Origin of the sequence: Mycolicibacterium brisbanense (assembly GCF_001570425.1) — a bacterium.
Taxonomy (GTDB): Bacteria; Actinomycetota; Actinomycetes; order Mycobacteriales; family Mycobacteriaceae; genus Mycobacterium; species Mycobacterium brisbanense.
Genome location: NZ_BCSX01000044.1, coordinates 252,086 through 272,454 on the forward strand (window position 1 = coordinate 252,086; position 20,369 = coordinate 272,454).

Genomic DNA, 20,369 nt, shown 5'->3' on the forward strand with positions numbered 1-20,369 from the left:
TGCGGTTTGTCGGTCCCCCACACCTTGTTCCACGCCAGCAGCTGCTGTCGATTACGTCGCAGGTAGTCGCCGACGCGACCGCTCAGCCCTTGTGCTGTAGGTCACATCGGGGAATGGTGGAAAGGGATCTCAGGAGGACATGTCATGGCGGACAGGACGGCCTCTGCGGCCGGCAACGGAGCCCTACCGACCGCGGAGCGCCCGGAGGCGATCCGCAACATCGCACTGGTCGGGCCGTCGGGCGCAGGGAAAACCACACTCGTCGATGCCTTGCTGATGGCAGGCGGGGTGCTGACCCGCGTCGGCTCGGTGCTGGACGGCTCGACGGTATGCGACTTCGACGATGCCGAGATCGCCCAGCAGCGTTCGGTCGGGCTTGCGCTGGCGTCGTTGCAGCACAACGGGATCAAGGTGAATCTCATCGACACCCCCGGGTATGCCGACTTCGTCGGGGAGCTGCGGGCCGGCCTGCGGGCGGCGGACTGCGCGCTGTTCGTCGTCGCGGCCAACGAAACCGTGGACGAGCCGACAAAGGCGTTGTGGCAGGAGTGCAGCGCGGTCGGGATGCCGCGTGCCGTGGCGATCACCAAGCTCGACCATGCCCGGGCCAACTACGCCAACGCGCTGGCCACCGCACAGCAGGCGTTCGGCGACAAGGTGCTGCCGCTGTATTTCCCGGCAGGGGATGGCGTCATCGGGTTGATCACCCAGACCCAGTACGACTACTCCGACGGCAAGCACTCGTCGCACGCGCCCGCCGACTCGTACTCCGACGAGATCGCCGAGCTCCGTGGGTCGCTCATCGAGGGGATCATCGAAGAGTCCGAAGACGAGACGCTGATGGAGCGCTACCTCGGCGGTGAGGACATCGACCAGAACGCGCTCATCGAAGACCTTGAGAAGGCCGTCGCGCGCGGCTCGTTCTTCCCGGTGATCCCGGTGTGCAGCGGTTCGGGCATCGGCACGCTGGAACTGCTCGAGGTCGCCACCCGCGGCTTCCCGGCGCCGCCGCACCACCGTCTGCCCGAGGTGTTCACCCCTGCGGGCGCTCCCCGCAAGGCCTTGGCGTGCGACCCGTCCGGACCACTGCTGGCCGAGGTGGTGAAGACCACGTCGGATCCCTACGTCGGCAGGGTCAGCCTGGTCCGGATGTTCTCCGGCACCATAAGGCCCGACGCGACAGTGCACGTGTCGGGCCATTTTTCGGCCTTCGTACCGAATGGCAGCGCACCCGGCGCCGAGGCCGGCGCGCATGCGACGACCGGACACGCCGACCACGATGAGGACGAGCGTATCGGCACGCTGTCCTTCCCCTTGGGCAAGCAACAGCGTCCGGCACCGATGGTGGTGGCCGGTGACATCTGCGCGATCGGCAAGCTCAGTCGCGCCGAGACCGGCGACACGCTGAGCGACAAGGCCGATCCGCTGGTGCTGCGACCGTGGACCATGCCCGACCCGCTGCTGCCGGTGGCCGTGCAACCACGCGCGAAGTCCGACGAGGACAAGCTCTCGGTCGGATTGCAGCGCCTGGCCGCCGAGGACCCGACGCTGCGCATCGAGCAGAACCCGGAGACCCACCAGATCGTGTTGTGGTGCATGGGTGAGGCGCACGCGGGCGTCGTGCTCGACGCCCTGTCGCGGCGGTACGGCGTATCGGTCGACACCGTCCCGCTGCGCGTCCCGTTGCGAGAGACGTTCGGCGGCAAGGCAAAAGGCCATGGTCGGCATGTAAAGCAGTCCGGTGGGCACGGCCAGTACGCGGTGTGCGACATCGAGGTAGTGCCGTTGCCGGAAGGGTCGGGCTTCGAGTTCGTCGACAAGGTGGTGGGCGGCGCCGTTCCGCGCCAGTTCATCCCGAGCGTCGAGAAGGGCGTGCGCGCCCAGATGGAGAAGGGGGTCGGTTCGGAGCTCGGTTATCCCGTCGTCGACATCCGGGTCACCCTCGTCGACGGCAAGGCCCACAGCGTCGACTCATCGGATTTCGCGTTCCAGATGGCGGGCGGACTGGCACTGCGGGAGGCCGCTGCCACCACCCGGGTGAACCTGCTGGAGCCGGTCGATGACGTGACGGTGGTGGTGCCCGACGACCTCGTCGGCTCGGTGATGAGCGATCTGTCCAGCCGGCGGGGTCGCGTGGTCGGTACCGACAAGGTCGGTGAGGATCGCACGGCGGTGAAGGCTGAGATCCCCGAGATCGAGCTGACCCGGTACGCCATCGATCTGCGGTCGCTGTCGCATGGCTCTGGGTCTTTCACGCGCTCATTCGCCCGATATGAGCCGATGCCGGAGACGGCGGCGGCCCGGGTACGCAGCGAGGAATAACCGGGCGGTTCAGCTGTCGATCTCGGTGTATAGCGCTTCTGAGCCGGCATCGGCTTCGAGCTGGACGTCGAAGGTGTTGAGCGCCAACGCGAGTGTGCCGTAGCCGCCGACCGTGAACATCAGATCCATGCGCTGCTGATCGTCGAGCCGTTCGCCCAGAGCGGTCCAGGTGTCCGGCCCGATCCGCGAACCGGAATGCAGCTCGTCGACCGCGTGGAGTACGACCTGATCGAATTCGTCTGCGGCGAAACCGCTTTGGGCCGCGGTGATGTCCTCGTCGGTGAGGCCCAGCCGACGTGCGATGACGGCGTGGTGTCCCCACTCGTATCCGCAGCCGTGGTGGTGGGCGGTGCGCAGGATCACCAGTTCCCTGATGCGTTCGGGCAGCCGCGAGGACTTCTGCAAATAGGTGTTGAAGGGCAGGAAGCGACCAGCCAACTCGGGATGTCTGACCAGGGTCGCCAACGCGTTGCCCACGTCGTCGGCGTTTCGGCGCTCCGGTGGCACCGTGCCGGCCAGCGCCTCACGCGCATGGTCGTCCCAGTCTTCAGCCGGTAGTGGCGTCAGCATTGTTGATCCCTTCTGCGACCGCATCACCGCGCGGCGACCGATCTCCCCGACCGATCACAATGTAGATGAGCTAAACGTACACCCGGCCGCCATCACGCAGGGCCGTATCGCCATCACGTGACCCCCGTCTCGTTACCCCCACGGCTTTGATATGCACCGCAATCGACCCGATTGAGTTGCTTTTATCTCCACTCATTTGAGAAAGTTTGACCAGCTTAGCTTTTGGCTGCGTCAATAATCGGAGGTTTGCACGTGGCCTCATCCTCGGCCGGATTACGGAGCGGCTTGGAGCAGCGGTTCAGGCATTGGCGCTATGACCCGCCGTACAAGACGACCTTCTTCGTCTTCGCCACGGCCATTGTGGTGATCCTGGCACTGACATGGATGCAGTTCCGCGGCGCATTCGAGCCCAAGACACAGTTGACCGTGCTGTCCGGCCGGGCGGGCTTGTCGATGGATCCCGGTTCGAAGGTCACCTACAACGGCGTGCCGATAGGCCGGCTGGCCTCTGTCGACGTGGTCGATGTCGGGGACAACCCCGAAGCCAGGTTGCTGCTCGACGTCGATCCGAAATACCTGCATCTCATTCCGGAAAATGTGCACGCTGAATTGCGGGCCACCACGGTGTTCGGCAACAAGTACATATCGTTCGTCTCGCCGGACAACCCGTCGACGCAGCGGTTGTCGGCCGAAACCCCCATTCGGGCTCAGGGTGTGACCACAGAGTTCAACACGCTGTTCGAGACCATCACCGCGATCTCCGAGCAGGTCGACCCGATCAAGCTCAACGAGACCCTGACCGCGACGGCCCAGGCCCTCGACGGCCTGGGCGACAAATTCGGCCAGTCGATCGTCAACAGCAACACCATCCTGGCCGACCTCAATCCGCGCATGCCCCAGATCCGCCACGACATCACGGCGTTGGCCGACCTCAGCGAGATCTACGCCAACGCGTCACCGGACCTGTGGAACGGGCTCACCAACGCCGTCACCACCGCCCACACCCTCAACGACCAACGCGGCAACCTCGACCAAGCCCTCGTCGCCGCAGTCGGCTTCGGCAACACCGGCGGTGACATCTTCGAACGCGGCGGCCCCTACCTGGTCCGCGGCGCCCAGGACCTGCTGCCGGTCAGCGCGATGTTCGACCGCAACAGCCCTGCGCTGTACTGCATGATCCACAACTACTACGAGGCCGCGCCGGCGTTCGCCCAGCAGACCCGCAACGGTTACTCGTTCCTGCTGCACGACTCGCTCGTCGGCGCGGGCAACGCGTACGTGTATCCGGACAACCTGCCCCGGGTGAACGCCAAGGGCGGCCCCGAGGGACGGCCCGGCTGCTGGCAACCCATCACCCGGGATCTGTGGCCCGCGCCGTATCTGGTGTTCGACACCGGTGCGTCGATCGCGCCGTACAACCACTTCGAACTCGGCCAACCGCTGACGTCGGAGTACGTCTGGGGCCGCCAGATCGGCGAGCACACCATCAATCCGTGACGGTGCTCACCGACCGGCGCCCCACCTGGGCTTCGAGCTTCTCCTCGTAGGCACCCTCGTCGCGGCCCAGCGCGATGGTTGCGGCGGCCATCGCACAGATCGACAGAGTCAAGGCGATGGGCTCCAACCCGGTGATCGACATGTGCTCACCCAGCACGACCGAACCGAGCACCACCGCCACCACCGGTTCGAGCACCAGCATGGTCGGCACCGAGGTCTGCAGCGACCCGGCGTGAAACGCCGACTGCTGCAAGAGCGTTGCCACGAGCCCCAGCACCAGCACCAGGTACAGGGCAGGTGTGGTCAGCGCGGTGAGCACACTGCCCTCGGCGACCAGGTGCATGACGATCTTGGTCAGCACCGCCACCACGCCGAACATCACGCCCACCGCGGCGGCCAGCAGTACGGCGCGACGCCAATTGGTGCTGCGCATCGCGGCCAGGACGAACAGGGACACCACGCCGACACACACCACCGCGACGATCAGCGTGGTGGACACGGGAACCCGATACAAGCCGGTGCTTGCGCGGGCGATCACGACGAACACGGTCAACGCAGCCGTCAGCAACAGGGCCCACAGCCACTCGCCGCGGCTGACGCGCCGGCCCGCCAGCCGGGCGCTGAGGGGCAGGGCGAACAACAACGCCGACACCAGCACCGGCTGCACCAAAAGCAACGATCCGAAACCCAGCGCCAGCGCCTGAAACGCGTACCCGGCTACCGCGGACGCGGTGCCGAGCCACCACAACTTGCGGCGCAGCAGGGTCCGCAGCATGACCGTGCTGACACCCTTTTCGGCAGGCACGTCCATGGTGGCGCGTTGCCGGACCACGATGCCGACCGCGGCGAAAACCGCTGCGCACAGCGCGAACAGCACCGCCAGACCGTTGCCGAGCAAGCCTCGTCAACCCCTTTCGGGCCGGTCGGCCCCTGAACGCCAGTCACCTTCAACCGTAGAGTGCCTGACGCCCTCGCGCCGGTCCGGGTCTATCCGACTTCCAGATGCTGCTGCTCAGGCTGCTGCGGTGGCGCAGCGTCGGGCACAGAATCCGATTCGGGCGCGGCCGCAGGCTCCGGCTTGGCCTCGAGCCGGGTCTCCGGGGCGATCTTGTCGTTCACCGTGGCGACCGCGGAGTCGACGCGGTTGACGGCGTTGTCGCACATGTCGCGGACCCGGCCGCTGGCCGTCTCAACGTCATCGGCCGCGCTGCGCAGGTAAGCCCTGACGTTGATCCGCAGCCGTTCGCCGGCATTGCGCGCGCGACGCCGCAAGCGGTCGTCGACCTCGACGGTGACGTATGGCAATAGCCGAAATCTCATCTGCCCCGCTCCCATCGCCGGAATGTTATTGCTCACAGTAGCGCCGTAATGCCAGGCTGGGGAGCCGGACGTGACCGGCGCCGCAGCCAGCGGTCGGTGCTGTGCGCGTCACATCCGACATACCCACCAGGCGCCCGCCACGCACGTGTCGCGGCGTGTCGGAGTTCTTGGCTCAACCGAGTTCCTGCGGATGCGGTTTCGTGATCGGGCCGCCGTAGCGTTCGGGACCCGTACGGTTCCGCCCGCCACCAGGAGTTGACGATGTCGGTAAGCCGATGGCTTGCAGCGCTCCTGGCTGGGGTGCTGGTGACAGCACTGACCTCTCCGCCGGCCGGAGCCGCCAGCCAGTACGGTCCGCAATTACCCGACAATCCCTACGACGGCCCCACGGGCACCGCGTCCATGCACGGCGACAGCGGCGCCTCGGACACGACTCCCCTGCCTGGTCCCGGCACGCGCCGGGTCGTGGCCCAGCCCATCGGCCTGGCCGCGGCCTGCCCGACGATCCTGATCGGGTCCGACGGGCTGCCCGTCGCACTGTGCACCCAGATCCTCGGCCGCACGCCGCGCGTCTACCTACTGGACAAATCCTCCGGCACACCGCTGACCAGCATGGCCGTGTCGGCGGGCAACCTGCTCGGCGGCGTCTACGCCTATCTGGACCACAACGACCGGCTCGTGCTGGTCGACGGCGACGCCAACCTGCTCCGGGTCGCCCACACCCGTAACAAGCTCGGGTTGTGGAACCTGTCGATCGTCGAGTCGACGCCGCTGGGAACCGGTCTGCCGTCCGGGGACTCCGTCACAAGCCTCGCGCCCGCCTACAACGGCAAGGTCTGGTACGCCACTTCCGGCGGCACGGTCGGCATCGTCGACACGACGACCAGGAAGGTCACGTCCGTCGCTCTGCCCGACGGCGAGCGGGTCGCCAACAGCATCGCGACCGCGCCCCAGGGCACCGCGGTGGTCACCACGCACGCGCTGTACCTGCTGACCGAGGATGCGACGGGCAACCCCGTGGTCAAGTACCGGGTCGGCTATGACCGGGGTTCGGCCCGCAAGCCCGGGCAGCTGAGCTGGGGCAGCGGATCGACGCCCACGTTCTTCGGACCGGTGACCGGCGGCGAGTACCTGACGCTCATCGACAACGCCGACAACCAGGTTCATCTGATCGTCGTCAGCACGGCCTCCGGCGCGGTCCTGTGCAGCACCCCGGTCCTCACGTCGGGCGGCCCCGGCTCGGAGAACTCGCCGATCGGCGCCGGACGCACGGTGATCGCGGCCAGCACGTACGGCTATCCGTATCCCGCGGTGCCGGCCGATGCCGGTTCCGCGGTACCTGCCACCGCTCCTTTTGTCGGAGGCATGACGCGGGTCGATGTCCGGCCTGACAACTCCGGTTGCGATGTGGCGTGGAACAACACCGTGCGCTCGGCGGCCGTTCCGAAGCTCTCGGTGGCCGACGGCACGATCGTGACCGTCACGCGGCACAATCCCGTCAACGATCAGCTGGGCACCACGCCCGGCGACAAGTTCTTCTACGCCGCCGTGGATCCCGGCACCGGAGCTGTGCTCACCGAACAGCTCATCGGCGTCACCACCGCGGCGGACCCGATCCAGACCGCGGGCACCACGGCACCGGGCGGGGCGATCTACCAAGGCACGGTCACCGGGATTCAGCGCATCACGCCGCTGCCCTGACGCCGTTCCAGTCGACCAGTCGCCAGCCGTTGGTCGGATTACCGTCAACCACAACGTAATCCGTGTTGTTCAGCGGATGCGTCAGCAGCAGGCCAGGATCGGCGTTGGTGACGTTCATCGCGACCCACAGCATGATCGCGCCGCCGTGCGAGTAGACGACCGGTTGGACGTCGCCGCTGTCGTAGATCTGCTGAACCGCGTCGTCGAACCGCGCATCGAACTCGTTGCCGTCGACCGAACCCGGAATCCGCGCGGATCGGTCGCCGCGCAGCCACTGCTGCGGCGCAGCGAAGTAGGTTCCGACTGCGTCGGCCTCGGGTTGACCTTCGTAATCTCCGGCCTCGATCTCCCGCAGCCCGGGCAGTACGGTGACGGGCTCGTGCAGCGCGTCGGCCATCGGTTGCGCGGTCTGCTGGGTGCGGACCATCGTCGAGGCGAAAATGCCGTCGTAATGGTTGCCCGCCAGGCGCTGTGCACTGGCGACGGCCTGCGTGCGGCCGAGCTCGGTGAGCGACGGGCCGGGGGTCGACGTGTCGATGAGGCCCGTTGCGTTGCCCATGGATTGGGCATGCCGGACGAAAGTCAGAGTGATGGTGCGATAGCCGCCCGCCGCCGCGATCGGGGTGACGACGACGCACCACCCGGCCAACACCGTGGTGACCACGAGGGACATGAACCGTGCAGCTACGGAGCGACCCATCGACATCCCATCGGGCGTAGTTTCGTTAGCATGACTACCCTCCACGATGTCACAGTCGCCGCAGCCCTGGACCGGATGTACGCCGCGTCCGACGAACAGTTCGCCAAGCTGCGTGAGGGCAACGGCGGCCGATTCGCCGACCTCACCGGAGCGACCTCACAAGAACGCGCCGACGCCCTCAGCGACATCTACATGCCGGTGACGCCGGAAGCCGGCCGGCTGCTCTACTCGCTGGTGCGGGCCACCAAGCCGCAGATCGTCGTCGAGTTCGGCATGTCATTCGGACTGTCGGCGCTGCATCTGGCTTCTGCGGTGCGCGACAACGGTTTCGGCCGGCTCTTCACCACCGAGCTCAGCGCCGCCAAGATCGAAGCCGCCACCAGAACCTTCGCCGAGACGGGACTGGACGACGTCATCACAGTGCTGGCCGGTGACGCCCTGGAGACCCTCAAGACCGTCGACGGGGAGATCGGCCTGGTTCTGCTCGACGGCTGGAAGGAGCTGTACCTGCCGGTCGTCAAACTGCTTGAGCCTCAGCTGGCGACGGGCGCCTTGCTGGTCGCGGACAACACGTCGATGGCCGATACCCAGCCGTACCTCGACTACGTCCGCGACAGCGACAACGGTTACATCAGCGTGAACTTCCTGGCCCGCGACAGCGACAGCATGGAGATCAGCTGCCGCGTATAGCGCGGTCATCGCCTGCCGCTCCGCTACGGTGCTGAAATGGTGAATTTCGCGCTGCGGTCCTGCGGCCTGCGCGGCCACGCCACGTTCAACCCCGATGAGCCCGAGCTGCGCGAGCGCCTGCGCGCCGACACCCCTGTCGGTGAGGCGTGGCGCTGTCTGCGGTGCGAGACGTTCGTCGTCGGCCCGCCGAGAGGTCACGGGCCCGCCGACACCGCCCCCGAGGTTCCGCGGGGACGGCTGCTGCGCGACCGCACGATCATGCGCGCGCTGGCCGTAGAACGCGCGATCCGCGCGGTGGTTTTCGTGGCGCTGGCGATCGGGGTGCTGAAGGTCCGCTCCACCCGGTCACAGCTGCACGACGCGTTCCAGAAGGACATCCCGCTCATCCGTCCGCTCGCCGACCAAATCGGTTGGAACATGGACGATTCCAGGATCATCCGCACCATCGATCACGCGTTCTCCCTGTCGGCGACAACGCTCATGTGGATCGCCGTCGGTCTGGCGGTCTATGCCCTGATCGAACTGATCGAAGCGGTCGGGCTGTGGCTCACGCAGCGCTGGGGTGAGTACTTCGCGGTGATCGCCACCAGCGTGTTTCTGCCCTTGGAGATCTACGAACTCACCGAGAAGGTGACCGTGGTGCGACTCGGCGCGTTCCTCATCAACGTCGCCGCGGTGATCTGGTTGCTGTGGAGCAAGCGGCTGTTCGGCATCAACGGCGGCGGTGCGGCCTACCGCGCCGAACACCACACCGAAAGCCTGCTCAGCGTCGAACGTGCCGGGCTCGCCGCGAGCTAACGCTCGTCGCGGGCACGTGATCGATAGGCCGACGGCGTTTCTCCGCAGAATTGGTTGAAGGACCGGGTGAACGAGCTCAGGCTCTCGAATCCGACGGCGGTCGCGGTGGCCTGCACGGACTGATCGGGTGCCGCCAACAGGGCCATCGCCCGCAACATCCGGGCATGCAAAAGGTATGTCCGCCATGAGATTCCGAGTGTCTCCGAGAACAGCCTCCGCAGCGTCCGTTCGGAGACCGACACCGCGCGGCTGACCTCCTCGGCCGTGGCGGAGGCCAGATGTTCCTTGGTGTAGGCCAGCGCGGCCGCCACGATCGGATGGTCGCTGGTCGGCAGGCTCAGCGGCGCTTCGTGATCGAGCGCCTCGCCGACCAGATGCGCGAGCGTCGCGAAGAACGTGTCGGATGTGTCGTCACCGCAGGCCCGATCGATCGACCACCGCAGCCCGTAGATCATCATCTCCCGGATCAGTGGCGACACCGCGATGATGCGTGCGCGGTCGCCCGGTTCCGCGATCAGCTGCGGATCGAACATCACCGCGATGGTCTTCACATCGGGACTCATCACCGCCTGGTGCTCCAGACCGGCGGGGATCCATGCGGCCTGCTGAGGCGGTAGCAGATAGTGCGCGGCGTCGGTTTCCACTTCCACCACACCGTGCAGCGCGTATTCGATCTGGTGGACCTCATGCGAGTGCCAGCCGGTGATCAGGCCTTCGCCCTGGTAGAGGTAGCTTCCGGCCAGCGCCCGGCCACCGCGGCGCAGCTCGATGACCGGTCGCGAGATTTTGGCCGTTTCGGCAAAATCTCTGTCCGAAAGCGCAGAGACGGTCACGCTCTCCGACGGTACTACTGAGCTATGCAAACTGACGACCTGATCCTCGTGAGCATCGACGACCACGTCGTCGAACCGCCCGACATGTTCCTGCGCCACGTGCCCGCCAAGTACAAGGACGAGGCGCCCATCGTGGTGACCGACGACAAGGGCGTCGATCAGTGGATGTATCAGGGCCGTCCACAGGGCGTCAGTGGCCTCAACGCGGTGGTGTCCTGGCCTGCCGAGGAATGGGGCCGTGACCCTGCCGGCTTCGCCGAGATGCGCCCGGGCGTGTACGACGTGCACGAGCGCGTCCGCGACATGAACCGCAACGGCATCCTGGCGTCGATGTGCTTCCCGACCTTCACCGGGTTCTCGGCACGTCACCTCAACATGCACCGCGAAGAGGCGACGCTGGTGATGGTGTCGGCCTACAACGACTGGCACATCGATGAATGGGCGGGCTCCTACCCGGACCGCTTCATCCCGATCGCGATCATGCCGACGTGGAACCCCGAGGCGATGTGTGCGGAGATCCGCCGCGTCGCCGCCAAGGGCTGTCGTGCCGTCACCATGCCGGAACTGCCACATCTGGAAGGGCTTCCGAGCTACCACGACGAGGACTACTGGGGCCCAGTGTTCCGGACTCTGTCCGAGGAGAACGTCGTCATGTGCCTGCACATCGGCACCGGCTTCGGGGCCATCAGCATGGCCCCCAATGCGCCGATCGACAACCTGATCATCCTCGCCACCCAGGTCTCGGCGATGTGCGCCCAGGACCTGCTGTGGGGCCCGGCCATGCGCAACTACCCCGATCTGAAGTTCGCGTTCTCCGAAGGCGGAATCGGTTGGATCCCTTTCTATCTCGATCGCAGCGACCGCCACTACACCAACCAGAAGTGGCTGCGCCGCGACTTCGGTGACAAGCTGCCGTCAGACGTGTTCCGCGAGCACTCCCTGGCCTGCTACGTGACCGACAAGACGTCGCTGAAACTGCGTCACGAGATCGGCATCGACATCATCGCGTGGGAGTGCGACTACCCGCACTCGGACTGCTTTTGGCCCGACGCGCCCGAACAGGTGCTGGCCGAGTTGAACGCCGCAGGCGCAAGCGATTCCGACATCAACAAGATCACCTGGGAGAACTCCTGCCGGTTCTTCGGCTGGGATCCGTTTGCGCGCACCGCACGCGAGGACGCCACGGTAAAGGCATTGCGCGCCAAGGGCGCTGATGTCGACGTGTCCATCCGCCCGCGCGCCGAGTGGGCGCGGCTCTACGAGAAGAAGCAGCTCGCCAAAGCCTGACCTGACCCGTTCCACCGCTCACCTTCCACCGCTCACCTTCCACCGCGAGCAGACGCCGCGGTACTCCAAGCGCGGCGTGTCGCGAACCCCAGTGTCTGTTCGCGGGGGTAAGTCCACGCGCTCAGTGCGAGATCTGCCACTCGGCCGCGGCATGCTGTTGACGCCAGAATTCGTCGAACCGCCCGCCTGCGCGCAGCAGTTCGTCGACGCTGCCGTCCTCGACGATCCGGCCACCGTCGACGAACAGAACCCGGTCGGCATGCCGGATGCTGGCCAGCCGGTGCGCCACGATCACTCGGGTACGCGGCCGCAGATCGACGGTGAGCGCATCGACGACGGCAGCCTCGTTCTCGGTATCCAGCGCGCTGGTCGCCTCGTCCACCAGCAGGATCGGAGCAGGTTTGGCGAGAGCGCGGGCGATGCTGACCCGTTGCCGTTCGCCGCCGGACAGCGCCGAACCCGCCTCGCCGACCTTGGTGGCGTCGCCGTCGGGTAGCCGGCCGATCAGCTCGTCGACCCGGGCCAGCCGCATCGCCGCCGCGAGTCGGTCGGCATCGGCTGCCGGGTCGCCCAGCGCAACGTTCTCGCGTATGCAACCGTCGAACAGATATGGGTGCTGGAACACCACACTCGTTGCGGCCCACCGGGTTTCGGCATCCAGCGTCGACGCGTCGACGCCGTCGATCAGCACGCGGCCGCCGGTGGGCTGGTGAAGGCCCGCGATCAACGCGAGGATCGTGCTCTTGCCCGATCCGGACGGCCCGACGATGGCTGTCGTGCCACCTGGTTCGAGGACGAAGCTGACCTTGTCGAGCACGATGTTGTCGCCGTAGGCGAAGCTGACGTCCTCGAACTCGATGCGCGGCACGCAGTCCTGCTCGCCCACAACGGTTCCCGTGGTCATCGTCGGCGCGGACAGCACGCTGCCGATCCGCTGTATGGTGGCGCGGGTCGACTCGATGGCGGGGGCCAGGTCACCGAGTGCCGCGAAGGGCTCCAGGTAGCGGGCGACGACGACGATCAGCGCGATCGCCTCCGGCACACTCAGCTCCCCACGGATGGTCAGCACTGTGACCATGCCCGCCAACGCGATCAGGGCCAACTGGCTAGCAAGGCTGAACAACAGCTGACCGGGGATCTGCATGCCCAGCAGTCGCACACTCGCACCGTGCTGAGCGGCCAGCGCGTCGCCGACCAGGCTGCGTGCCGGTTCCGCACGCCGGGCGGCCCGCAAAGCCTGCTGGGTGCGGGCGAATTCGATGATCCGCTCGGTGAATGCGCGGTTGGTCTCATCGGCGAGGGCGTCGGCCTCGCGACTGCACCGGCCCGACGCCCAGAGCGCACCCAGCAGGACGACCACCCCTGCGAGCGCCGCGAGTCCCAGCGGCGGCGACACCGCGATCAGCGCGACAGCGATGGCCGCGGGCAGCAGGACCGCGCTGATGAGCGGTGTGAGCAGATTGACCACGAGGCCGACCAGTTCCGGCCCGGTCGCCGCGATCGCCTGCCGGGTGTTGGCGGTGTTGTCGCCGGACAGCCAGTCGAGCCTGATGTTCGGCAGGCGGTCGGCGATGTCGTGCTGAGTGTGGTCCAGCACGGCGAAGCCGAGGTCGAATCCGAGCCGTGATGTGGTGGTATCGATGATCCAGCCGATGACAGTCGCGGCGGTCAGCCAGCCCAACCACGGCAGGGCGCCGGCGGGGTCGGCGCTGAACAGTGCCGCGACCAGTGGGACGAGCAGCACTGTCCCCGCGGCGCGGATCACCACCGATATCAGTGTCAGCACGCCGTAGACACCGACCGTGCCTCGCTTGTCGGTGGGGATGAGGGCGATCAGCGTGCGGATCATCGGGCAGCCTCTCCGGCGGTCACGGTGTCGCGGCGTCCTGTCTCCCACAGCTGGTGGTAGCGGCCGCCCGCCGCGAATAATTCGTCGTGCGTGCCGATTTCGGCGATCTGGCCGGCGTCGAGGACGACGATCTGATCGGCATGGGTGATGGTGTGCAACCGGTGCGCGATGACGAGCACGGTCCGGTCCCGGGTCAGTCTGTTGAGTGCCTGCTGCACAAGGTATTCCGACTCCGGATCGGCGAATGCGGTGGCCTCGTCGAGGATCAGCACCTCGGTGTCGGCCAGGATCGCCCGCGCGATGGTCAGTCGTTGTCGTTCGCCACCGGAGAGGGCCGGTGCCGCGCTCAGCGCCGTGTCGTAGCCGTCGGGCAGGCGCACCACCCGGTCGTGGATCTGCGCGTCACGCGCCGCCTCTCGTACCCGCTCGATGCCCGCTTCCGGATCGGCGAGGGCGATGTTCTCCGCGACGGTGCCTGCCACCAGCTGTGTGTCCTGCAGCACGAACCCGACACGGCGGTACAGCTCGTCGGCGCTCAGCGTGCGAATGTCTTTGCCGCCCACCCGGATCGCGCCCGCGTCGACATCGTGGAAACGGGCCAGTAGCGCCGCCAGCGTGGACTTGCCCGATCCCGACGGGCCGACCAGCGCAGTGACGGTGCCGGGCCGCAGCGTCAGCGAGACGTCCTCGATCACCGGGACGCCCGGTCGGTACGCGAACGTCACGTGGTCGAACACCACCGCACCCGCATCATCGTGGGGCGCGGCAGGTGCTGCGATGGCCAGATCCGGTGTGTCCAGCGCGTTCTGGATACGCCGGGCGGCGACCATGCCGCCCCGGATACCGCCCAGGCCGTAGCCGATGCCCAGCAATCGGACGCCGAATGTAGTGCCCAGCAACAGGAACGGCAACAGATTCACCGGGGCCAGCCAGCCGTTGACGATCATCGGGGTGCCGACGGCCACGATCAACCACACGAACGTAGCCGGCCTGGTGACCAGGTCCATCAGCGACTTCTTACCGGTGAACGGCCGTTGCCAGGCAACCAGGAACCCGATGTACTCGTCGAGCCTGCGGCGGAAGCTCGATGCGGCCGCGCCACCGAACACGCGGATCACCGGCTGGCCTTCGAGGTAGGCCCCGGCCTCGACGTTCATCCGCTCGGCCCAGCGCTGCGCCTGTGCGATACGGGGCCCGGATTGGATCGTCATCACCGACATCAACACGACGTAGACCAGCACCGGGATGAACAGCACCGCGGCCAGCCGCCAGTCCACGGTGAACAGATAGATCAGCACGCCCAGTGGTGCGATCACCGCGGCGACGGCGTCGGGGACGGCATGGGTGACCAGGTAGTGCAGCGACAGCGTGTCGTCCTGCACCAGCTGCTTGATCGAGCCTGACCCGCGCGCGGTGAACCAGCCCAGCGGCAATCGAGACATCTTGGTCAGCAACCGGGTTCGCAGATCGCGGGCGAAGTTCGCGTCGATCCAATGCAGCCACAACGTGAGCACCGCGGCCAGGAAGGTGCCGGTACCGAGCAGTCCTACGGCCGTGAGCCCCAAGGTCCACAAGCGCTCGCGGTCGGCTCCGGTCAGCAGCAGCCGCGCCAGTTCGACGAGGAGCACGAACGGCGCCAGCTGAACCAGCGTGATCACGGCCTGCAGCACGCCGGAGACGATCAGCGGCGTGCGGAGCGGGGCCAGCAACCGGCCCGCCGCTTGTGCGCGCCAGTTCCCCCGGGGTGCGCTCGGCTGTGGTTCCGGTTGTTTGTCGGGTTGCGCGGCAACGTCTTTGACGGCCTCTGCCGGTGCGTCGTCGCGCTTGGTCCCCATCGCCCGGCCCTCGGTCCAGTAGGCCTGTGCGTGAATCTCCGTCTTGGGGAAGCCGAATTCGTCGCGCAATCGCACGCGGAGATGCTTGAGGGATCCGGCCTCCGGAGTCACCCAGCAGTACCAGTCAGACCAGTCCCTGGCCTCGATGGCCGCCGCGAGTGAGGTCGGGTCGGTGCGGGCGATCCACCGCACCGACATCCTCGGATGCTCGGCGATCGGGATCAGTACGTCGGACTCGTCGTGCTGCTCGAGGTAGACCTCGATCGGGATGTCGTGCGGTACGGCTTCGATGATGCCGTTGATCGCGGGCGTGGCTGCGGCGTCGCCGATCAGCAGGTAGCCGGCCGGCGGCTCTTCCGGCACGCTGAAGCCGGCCGAGCCCAGCGTCGTCACCGGCACGGTGGCACCCGCTGTCGCGGCCCTGGCCCATTGCGACGCCGGTCCGGACGGTTCGTGCAGGACGACATCGATGGCGAAGTGTCCAGTGCTCACATCGGCCTCGACGATCGTGTAACCCCGCTGGAATTCCGTCTTGGATCCCTCCGGGTCCGGGAACCAGAATCGCAACCAGGACGTCGGCTCGGCGAGTGCATCCTCGAACAGCGTCGGCGAAACCATGCGGATACGTAGAAGATTCGGCGTACGCCATTCGGTCCCGACGACGGTGGCCTGGTGATCGCGGGCGCCGAAGCCCCGCATGATCGCGCCCTGAAATCCGCGTGCCATCGACGGTCCCCTCCCGGTTGGTCCTGCCCACGATATCCCACAAAGTATGGGTAGCCTTACCTACTGTCATCACGCTCAACCGGCATGGCGATAGTTATAGAGCAGACGCTCTGTTACTGTGGCGCCATGCCCCGCCCGCGTGTCCACGATCCGGACACGGTTCTCGATGCCGTCGAATCGATGGCAGTGACTTCTGGCCTCGCGGCGGTGACCATCCGCGCGGTGAGCGCGGCCGTTGGCGTATCGAACGGAGCGCTGTACCACCAGTTCGGGTCCCGTGGCGGTCTGGTGGGCCGAGCCTGGCTTCGCGCGGCACGCAGATTCCTCGATTTGCAGCGACAGTTGGTGGACGCGGCGTCCAGCGGCCCCGACGCGATCGCCGCCGCCGCGCAGGCCCCCGCGGTGTTCGCCGAAGACCATCCGGCATCCGCCCGGCTGGTGTTGCTGTTCCCGCCGCACGAGATCGCCGCGGTCGGGTTACCCGACGACCTCGCCAACGAGGTTGCCTCACTTCAGAAACACTTGCTCACCCTGATGATCGAGTTGGCACAGACCGCGTGGGGTCGACGCGACCGCGCCGCCGTGGACACCGTCACGACCTGCATCGTCGACCTGCCCACGGCACTGCTGCTGCAGCGTGATCGACTCGGCGACCCCACCGCACTGCGTCACCTCGGCGCCGCGGTGTACGCGGTACTCGACATCGGCCCAAGCCCTACCAATGACAATCACCGACCGACGAAAGGTGCACCATGACAACCACACTGGACTTCGACGGCGAGATCGCTGTCCTCGATCTCGGGGACGACGAGAACCGGTTCTCCCCCGAGTTCCTCGACGAGGTCGACTCCCAGCTCGACCACGTGCTCGCCAAAGGGGCACACGGCCTGGTCACCACAGCCGACAGCAAGTTCTACTCCAACGGCCTGGACCTGGATTGGCTTGGCGCACATAGTGATCAGGGCGCGTGGTACGTCGGACGCGTCCAGAGCCTGCTGGCCAGGGTCCTGACGTTCCCGGTGCCGACCGCGGCCGCCGTCGTCGGTCACGCGTTCGGCGCCGGGGCAATGCTGGCCATGGCCCACGACTTCCGCGTCATGCGAGCCGACCGGGGCTTCTTCTGTTTTCCCGAGGTGGACATCCACATCCCGTTCACACCCGGGATGGCGGCGCTGATCCAGGCCAAGCTGACGCCGCAGGCCGCCGTCGCATCGATGACGACGGGCCGCCGATTCGGCGGCGTGGACGCGCACGCCCACGGGCTGGTGGACGCCACTGCCCCCGAAGGCGGGGTGACCGTTGCGGCCACCGATCTGTTGCGCTCGTTGCACGGCAAAGACGCAGGCACGCTCGGCGCCATCAAAGAAGTCATGTTCGGCGTCGCCGCGCAGGCGCTGAAGGCCAACAGCTGACCGGAGCCGAGCCGGTCAGCCCGCCGCCGGGTGGGGGCTAGTTACCCCACCCGCGTTGGCCGTCCCAGCCTCCGCAGATGCCGTTGAGGCAGCCGTGGCCCCAACCACCCTGGGCCGGATTCCAGCCACCGCAGCCCTGCCAGCCGGGGCCGCTGTCGCAGCCGCCACCGCCGCCTGCGTCGCCGCCGCCGACCGGGTCGGCGAGTACCACTTGATTGGTTCCGCTCAGGTCGGTCAGTGAGGCCGGCGCATCAGCGAGGAGCATGGCCGTCGGTGCGGCGGCAATGGCCGCTGCGGCTCCCGCTACGAATACTGTTCCCGCGAGTTTTCGTATGGTTAGCATGCCTCCATAATCCTCCCCTGTGAGCTGCCTGCCAAGGAATCTGTGAGCACAGACACCACTTTTCGGCGAAAGCCGTGGTCAGGAGCGTGGCCGGGGAAGAAGTTGTCAGGCTGGCGGAACAGCCCCCGGGGCGCGGACAACCATGGGCACGGCAGGGAAGTACGAAGCCATCTCCGACCGCGATTTGCGCAGCGCCGCAGTGCCGTACCCACGCTTGCGGTAATCGGGGTGAATCCAGATCCTGACGTTCACCTCGCCACCGCTGAGTTCACCGAAGACCATGCCGACCTTCTCCGAGCCTTCGATCGCCACGAACCATGCGGCCTCGTCGGCATCCACTCGGGCCAGGGCCGCCCGGATCTCGTCGTCGATATCGGCGGCGGGTGCGCCGGAACCGTCGCCGGACGCGCCGACATCGGCCGTGCGAGCCTCGAAGATGTCGCGGTCGATGGCGGCCGAGAAGGATCTCAGCACCAGCGTCTCGCCGGAGCTTGCAGGGCGTTCCTGCGCGGTGAACGACAGCTGACTGTTCAGATCATCGAGCTCTGCGGCGATCTGTCGCCGCGATTCCTTGGTGATCCGGTCGAAGGACAACCCGACGACAGCATCGGCGGCGGCATGCGACGTGTTGAGCAGCGTCGCAACAGCGTCGACCGCGCTCTTGCGGTCGTCTGCCTCCACGATCACGTCGAGCAGTTCGTGGCGGCGGTTGAGTGCATTGAGCAGAGCGTCAGCAATCTCACGCCGCGCGGCGGCCTTGTCGTGATCGGTCATGCCCCAGAGCCTAGAGCAGCTCAGTCCTGCCTGCGACGGGTTCACAGCGGCCGGACGAGGTTGGCAGCAACCTCACCGGATGAAAACGACCGATACTCACCCTGCGTCCGTCCAGCTCGATTCCGGAGTCCTGAAACCTCTTCATCGCTGGGCCCTCTCAGCGATTGCGGCGAGAGCGTCGACAACGCGTTGGAGCGGTTGAGTGGTGTCGATCTCGTACGTGGCCGCGGAGCGCAACAGCGGCTCAGTCTCAGCGATGTCTCGCACAATCCGAGACCGCTCAACAGCGCTCTTGCCGAAGTCATTTCCAGTACGGGTGCGGAGCCGATCGAAGATCACGTCGGGAGGAGCACTCAGCAGGACGACGGCATCGAATCGTGCATAGAACAGGCCCTGATTGGCCACGGTGCCTTGAACGAACAGCGGACGAATACGCGGTCGACGAAGAAGCTCGTCGATGAGCGGTTCACGCCACAGCGGCTCGCCGTCGACGACGTGGACCCAATCCCCATAGTCGGTGTCGACCGTGTCGAAACCGCGTAGGGCGAGCTCCGCAAGGGCGGTTGACTTGCCCACACCCGACATTCCGGTGACGAGCACTGCAGCCATCGGCGATCCGGAGCTCACCTCACCACCTGTACCAGGTTTCGCCGGCTGCAAGAGCACTACTGTCGGAACAGTGTTCGACCAGTACGAGCTGATCGCCGCCGAGTACGCACAGCACTTCACCGACGAGTTCGACGTCAGACCGTTCGACCGCTGCCTGGTGCGGTCGTTCACCGAATTGGTGCTGCGATCGGGCGGCGACGCCGCACTGGACGTCGGGTGCGGGCCGGGTCAAGCCGCCGCCGAACTCACCCGGTTCGGCCTGAGCACCGTGGGCGTCGACGGATCACCTGCCATGATTGCCATTGCCCGCAAGCGGTATCCGCAGGTTCGGTTCCAGGTGGCCGATATGCGCGAGTTGCCGTACCGCGACAGCACTTTCTCTGCGGTGTCTGCGTGGTATTCGATCATCCACACCCCAGCCGACGAGCTTGCGGACCTGTTCGCGGAGTTCCGCCGGGTCCTCACCGACCCAGGGTGGTTGCTTCTGGGTTTCCAAACCGGCGCTCCTCCTTTGTCTTTCGACGAAGCCTTCGGACATGCAGTCTCGATGACCTTCCTGCGCCACGACCCCGCCGTCGTGCGCGACGCACTGGCCGCCGCCGGGTTCACCGGGTACGCGACAGCCACCCGTGAGCGCCAACCGCAGCTCAAGGAGACGGCGGACCAGGCGTTCATCATCGCCTCTGCCACCCCCTGATCATTTTGGGGGACAGTCTGTTTCGTCGTCGTCTTGGTTGTCGGTGAAGTATTGCTGGGGGTGGTGGTAGGTGTTGATGCGGGATTGGCCAGTGTCGAGCAGCGCTGGTGGGATCCATTCGCAGCGGCCGTGGGTGTTGATGCGGGTGGTCCATTTGCCGGGGCCGACGAGGCGTTGATGGGGCCCGCAGCCCAGGGTGAGGTCGGTGATGTCGGTCAGCCCGCCTTTGGCGAAGTCTCGGGTGGCGTGGTGGGCTTGGCTGCGGTGCCCGCTGGCGGTGCAGCCCGGGCAGGTGCAGCCGCGGTCGCGGGCGAAGAGCATGAGCCGTTGCCCGGGGGTGGCGATGCGTTTGGTGCGGCCGAGGTAGAGCGGCACGTTGGTGTGGTGGTCGAACACGGCCAGGTAG

General features: G+C 66.7%; 19 protein-coding genes and 1 pseudogene. 9 read left to right on the plus strand and 11 right to left on the minus strand.

All coding sequences use genetic code 11. The features are described from left to right. Window positions 1-144: 144 nt before the first annotated feature. Window positions 145-2,322, plus strand: coding sequence for an elongation factor G-like protein EF-G2 (locus RMCB_RS25540; protein WP_062830970.1), 2,178 nt, complete (start codon window positions 145-147; stop codon window positions 2,320-2,322). Window positions 2,323-2,331: 9 nt separating this feature from the next. Here the strand turns inward: RMCB_RS25540 and RMCB_RS25545 are convergent, their stop codons facing one another. Beyond that, window positions 2,332-2,892: a carboxymuconolactone decarboxylase family protein gene (locus tag RMCB_RS25545; protein ID WP_062830971.1), complete on the minus strand. Its 561-nt coding sequence runs from the start codon at window positions 2,890-2,892 to the stop codon at window positions 2,332-2,334. A gap of 285 nt (window positions 2,893-3,177) precedes the next feature. Here RMCB_RS25545 and RMCB_RS25550 point away from each other — a divergent pair, with 285 nt between their 5' ends. Continuing rightward, window positions 3,178-4,389: an MCE family protein gene (locus RMCB_RS25550; protein ID WP_062830972.1), complete on the plus strand. Its 1,212-nt coding sequence runs from the start codon at window positions 3,178-3,180 to the stop codon at window positions 4,387-4,389. Here RMCB_RS25550 and RMCB_RS25555 read toward each other — a convergent pair. Together RMCB_RS25555 and RMCB_RS36110 are read right to left on the minus strand one after the other, a co-directional pair. After that, on the minus strand, window positions 4,379-5,287 hold the full coding sequence (locus RMCB_RS25555; protein WP_062830973.1) for a DMT family transporter: 909 nt from the start codon (window positions 5,285-5,287) through the stop codon (window positions 4,379-4,381). The two genes, RMCB_RS25550 and RMCB_RS25555, sit on opposite strands and share 11 nt — an antisense overlap. A gap of 89 nt (window positions 5,288-5,376) precedes the next feature. Further along, on the minus strand, window positions 5,377-5,709 hold the full coding sequence (locus tag RMCB_RS36110; RefSeq protein WP_062830974.1) for a hypothetical protein: 333 nt from the start codon (window positions 5,707-5,709) through the stop codon (window positions 5,377-5,379). Window positions 5,710-5,970: 261 nt separating this feature from the next. Here RMCB_RS36110 and RMCB_RS25565 point away from each other — a divergent pair, with 261 nt between their 5' ends. Beyond that, entirely contained in the window at window positions 5,971-7,410 is a 1,440-nt protein-coding gene (locus RMCB_RS25565) for an NHL repeat-containing protein (protein WP_029373072.1), read from the plus strand. On the opposite strand, the gene RMCB_RS25570 is transcribed toward RMCB_RS25565, so the two are convergent. After that, complete coding sequence (locus RMCB_RS25570; protein WP_201028347.1) at window positions 7,394-8,083, minus strand: histidine phosphatase family protein; 690 nt, start codon at window positions 8,081-8,083, stop codon at window positions 7,394-7,396. The two genes, RMCB_RS25565 and RMCB_RS25570, sit on opposite strands and share 17 nt — an antisense overlap. Window positions 8,084-8,140: 57 nt before the next feature. Between RMCB_RS25570 and RMCB_RS25575 the strand changes: the two genes are divergently transcribed. Both RMCB_RS25575 and RMCB_RS25580 read left to right on the plus strand, forming a co-directional pair. Beyond that, window positions 8,141-8,800: an O-methyltransferase gene (locus tag RMCB_RS25575; RefSeq protein WP_062830975.1), complete on the plus strand. Its 660-nt coding sequence runs from the start codon at window positions 8,141-8,143 to the stop codon at window positions 8,798-8,800. A gap of 36 nt (window positions 8,801-8,836) precedes the next feature. Then, window positions 8,837-9,598 carry a DUF2127 domain-containing protein gene (locus RMCB_RS25580; protein ID WP_062830976.1) on the plus strand — a complete coding sequence of 254 codons (762 nt, stop codon included), beginning with the start codon at window positions 8,837-8,839 and terminating at the stop codon, window positions 9,596-9,598. Here RMCB_RS25580 and RMCB_RS25585 read toward each other — a convergent pair. Beyond that, window positions 9,595-10,431, minus strand: coding sequence for an AraC family transcriptional regulator (locus tag RMCB_RS25585; protein WP_062830977.1), 837 nt, complete (start codon window positions 10,429-10,431; stop codon window positions 9,595-9,597). The two genes, RMCB_RS25580 and RMCB_RS25585, sit on opposite strands and share 4 nt — an antisense overlap. 24 nt (window positions 10,432-10,455) lie before the next feature. Here RMCB_RS25585 and RMCB_RS25590 point away from each other — a divergent pair, with 24 nt between their 5' ends. Beyond that, window positions 10,456-11,718 carry an amidohydrolase family protein gene (locus RMCB_RS25590; protein ID WP_062830978.1) on the plus strand — a complete coding sequence of 421 codons (1,263 nt, stop codon included), beginning with the start codon at window positions 10,456-10,458 and terminating at the stop codon, window positions 11,716-11,718. Between the two features lie 121 nt (window positions 11,719-11,839). On the opposite strand, the gene RMCB_RS25595 is transcribed toward RMCB_RS25590, so the two are convergent. Then, window positions 11,840-13,567, minus strand: coding sequence for an ABC transporter ATP-binding protein (locus RMCB_RS25595; RefSeq protein WP_062830979.1), 1,728 nt, complete (start codon window positions 13,565-13,567; stop codon window positions 11,840-11,842). Then, a complete protein-coding gene (locus RMCB_RS25600; RefSeq protein WP_062830980.1) occupies window positions 13,564-16,128 on the minus strand; it encodes an ABC transporter ATP-binding protein/permease in 2,565 nt (854 codons plus the stop codon). Before RMCB_RS25600 ends, RMCB_RS25595 begins: the two co-directional genes overlap by 4 nt. A 126-nt stretch (window positions 16,129-16,254) precedes the next feature. On the opposite strand from RMCB_RS25600, the gene RMCB_RS25605 reads away from it, so the two are divergent. After that, on the plus strand, window positions 16,255-16,884 hold the full coding sequence (locus tag RMCB_RS25605) for a TetR/AcrR family transcriptional regulator (protein WP_062830981.1): 630 nt from the start codon (window positions 16,255-16,257) through the stop codon (window positions 16,882-16,884). Then, the gene (locus RMCB_RS25610; RefSeq protein ID WP_062830982.1) at window positions 16,881-17,540 is read left to right on the plus strand and encodes an enoyl-CoA hydratase-related protein; all 660 of its coding nucleotides are present in this window, start codon (window positions 16,881-16,883) and stop codon (window positions 17,538-17,540) included. The genes RMCB_RS25605 and RMCB_RS25610 overlap by 4 nt, the downstream gene beginning before the upstream one ends. Window positions 17,541-17,577: 37 nt before the next feature. On the opposite strand, the gene RMCB_RS25615 is transcribed toward RMCB_RS25610, so the two are convergent. From RMCB_RS25615 to RMCB_RS25625, 3 genes are all read right to left on the minus strand, one after another. After that, window positions 17,578-17,883: a hypothetical protein gene (locus RMCB_RS25615; protein WP_029373081.1), complete on the minus strand. Its 306-nt coding sequence runs from the start codon at window positions 17,881-17,883 to the stop codon at window positions 17,578-17,580. Window positions 17,884-17,988: 105 nt separating this feature from the next. Beyond that, window positions 17,989-18,657, minus strand: coding sequence for a GNAT family N-acetyltransferase (locus RMCB_RS25620; protein WP_062830983.1), 669 nt, complete (start codon window positions 18,655-18,657; stop codon window positions 17,989-17,991). A gap of 141 nt (window positions 18,658-18,798) precedes the next feature. Beyond that, on the minus strand, window positions 18,799-19,284 hold the full coding sequence (locus tag RMCB_RS25625; protein ID WP_234792233.1) for an ATP-binding protein: 486 nt from the start codon (window positions 19,282-19,284) through the stop codon (window positions 18,799-18,801). A 52-nt stretch (window positions 19,285-19,336) separates the two neighbouring features. Between RMCB_RS25625 and RMCB_RS25630 the strand changes: the two genes are divergently transcribed. Continuing rightward, the gene (locus RMCB_RS25630) at window positions 19,337-19,963 is read left to right on the plus strand and encodes a class I SAM-dependent methyltransferase (protein ID WP_062831021.1); all 627 of its coding nucleotides are present in this window, start codon (window positions 19,337-19,339) and stop codon (window positions 19,961-19,963) included. On the opposite strand, the pseudogene RMCB_RS25635 reads toward RMCB_RS25630, so the two are convergent. Next, window positions 19,964-20,369: pseudogene (locus RMCB_RS25635) on the minus strand (HNH endonuclease signature motif containing protein); the annotation flags it as partial. It lies immediately after the preceding gene.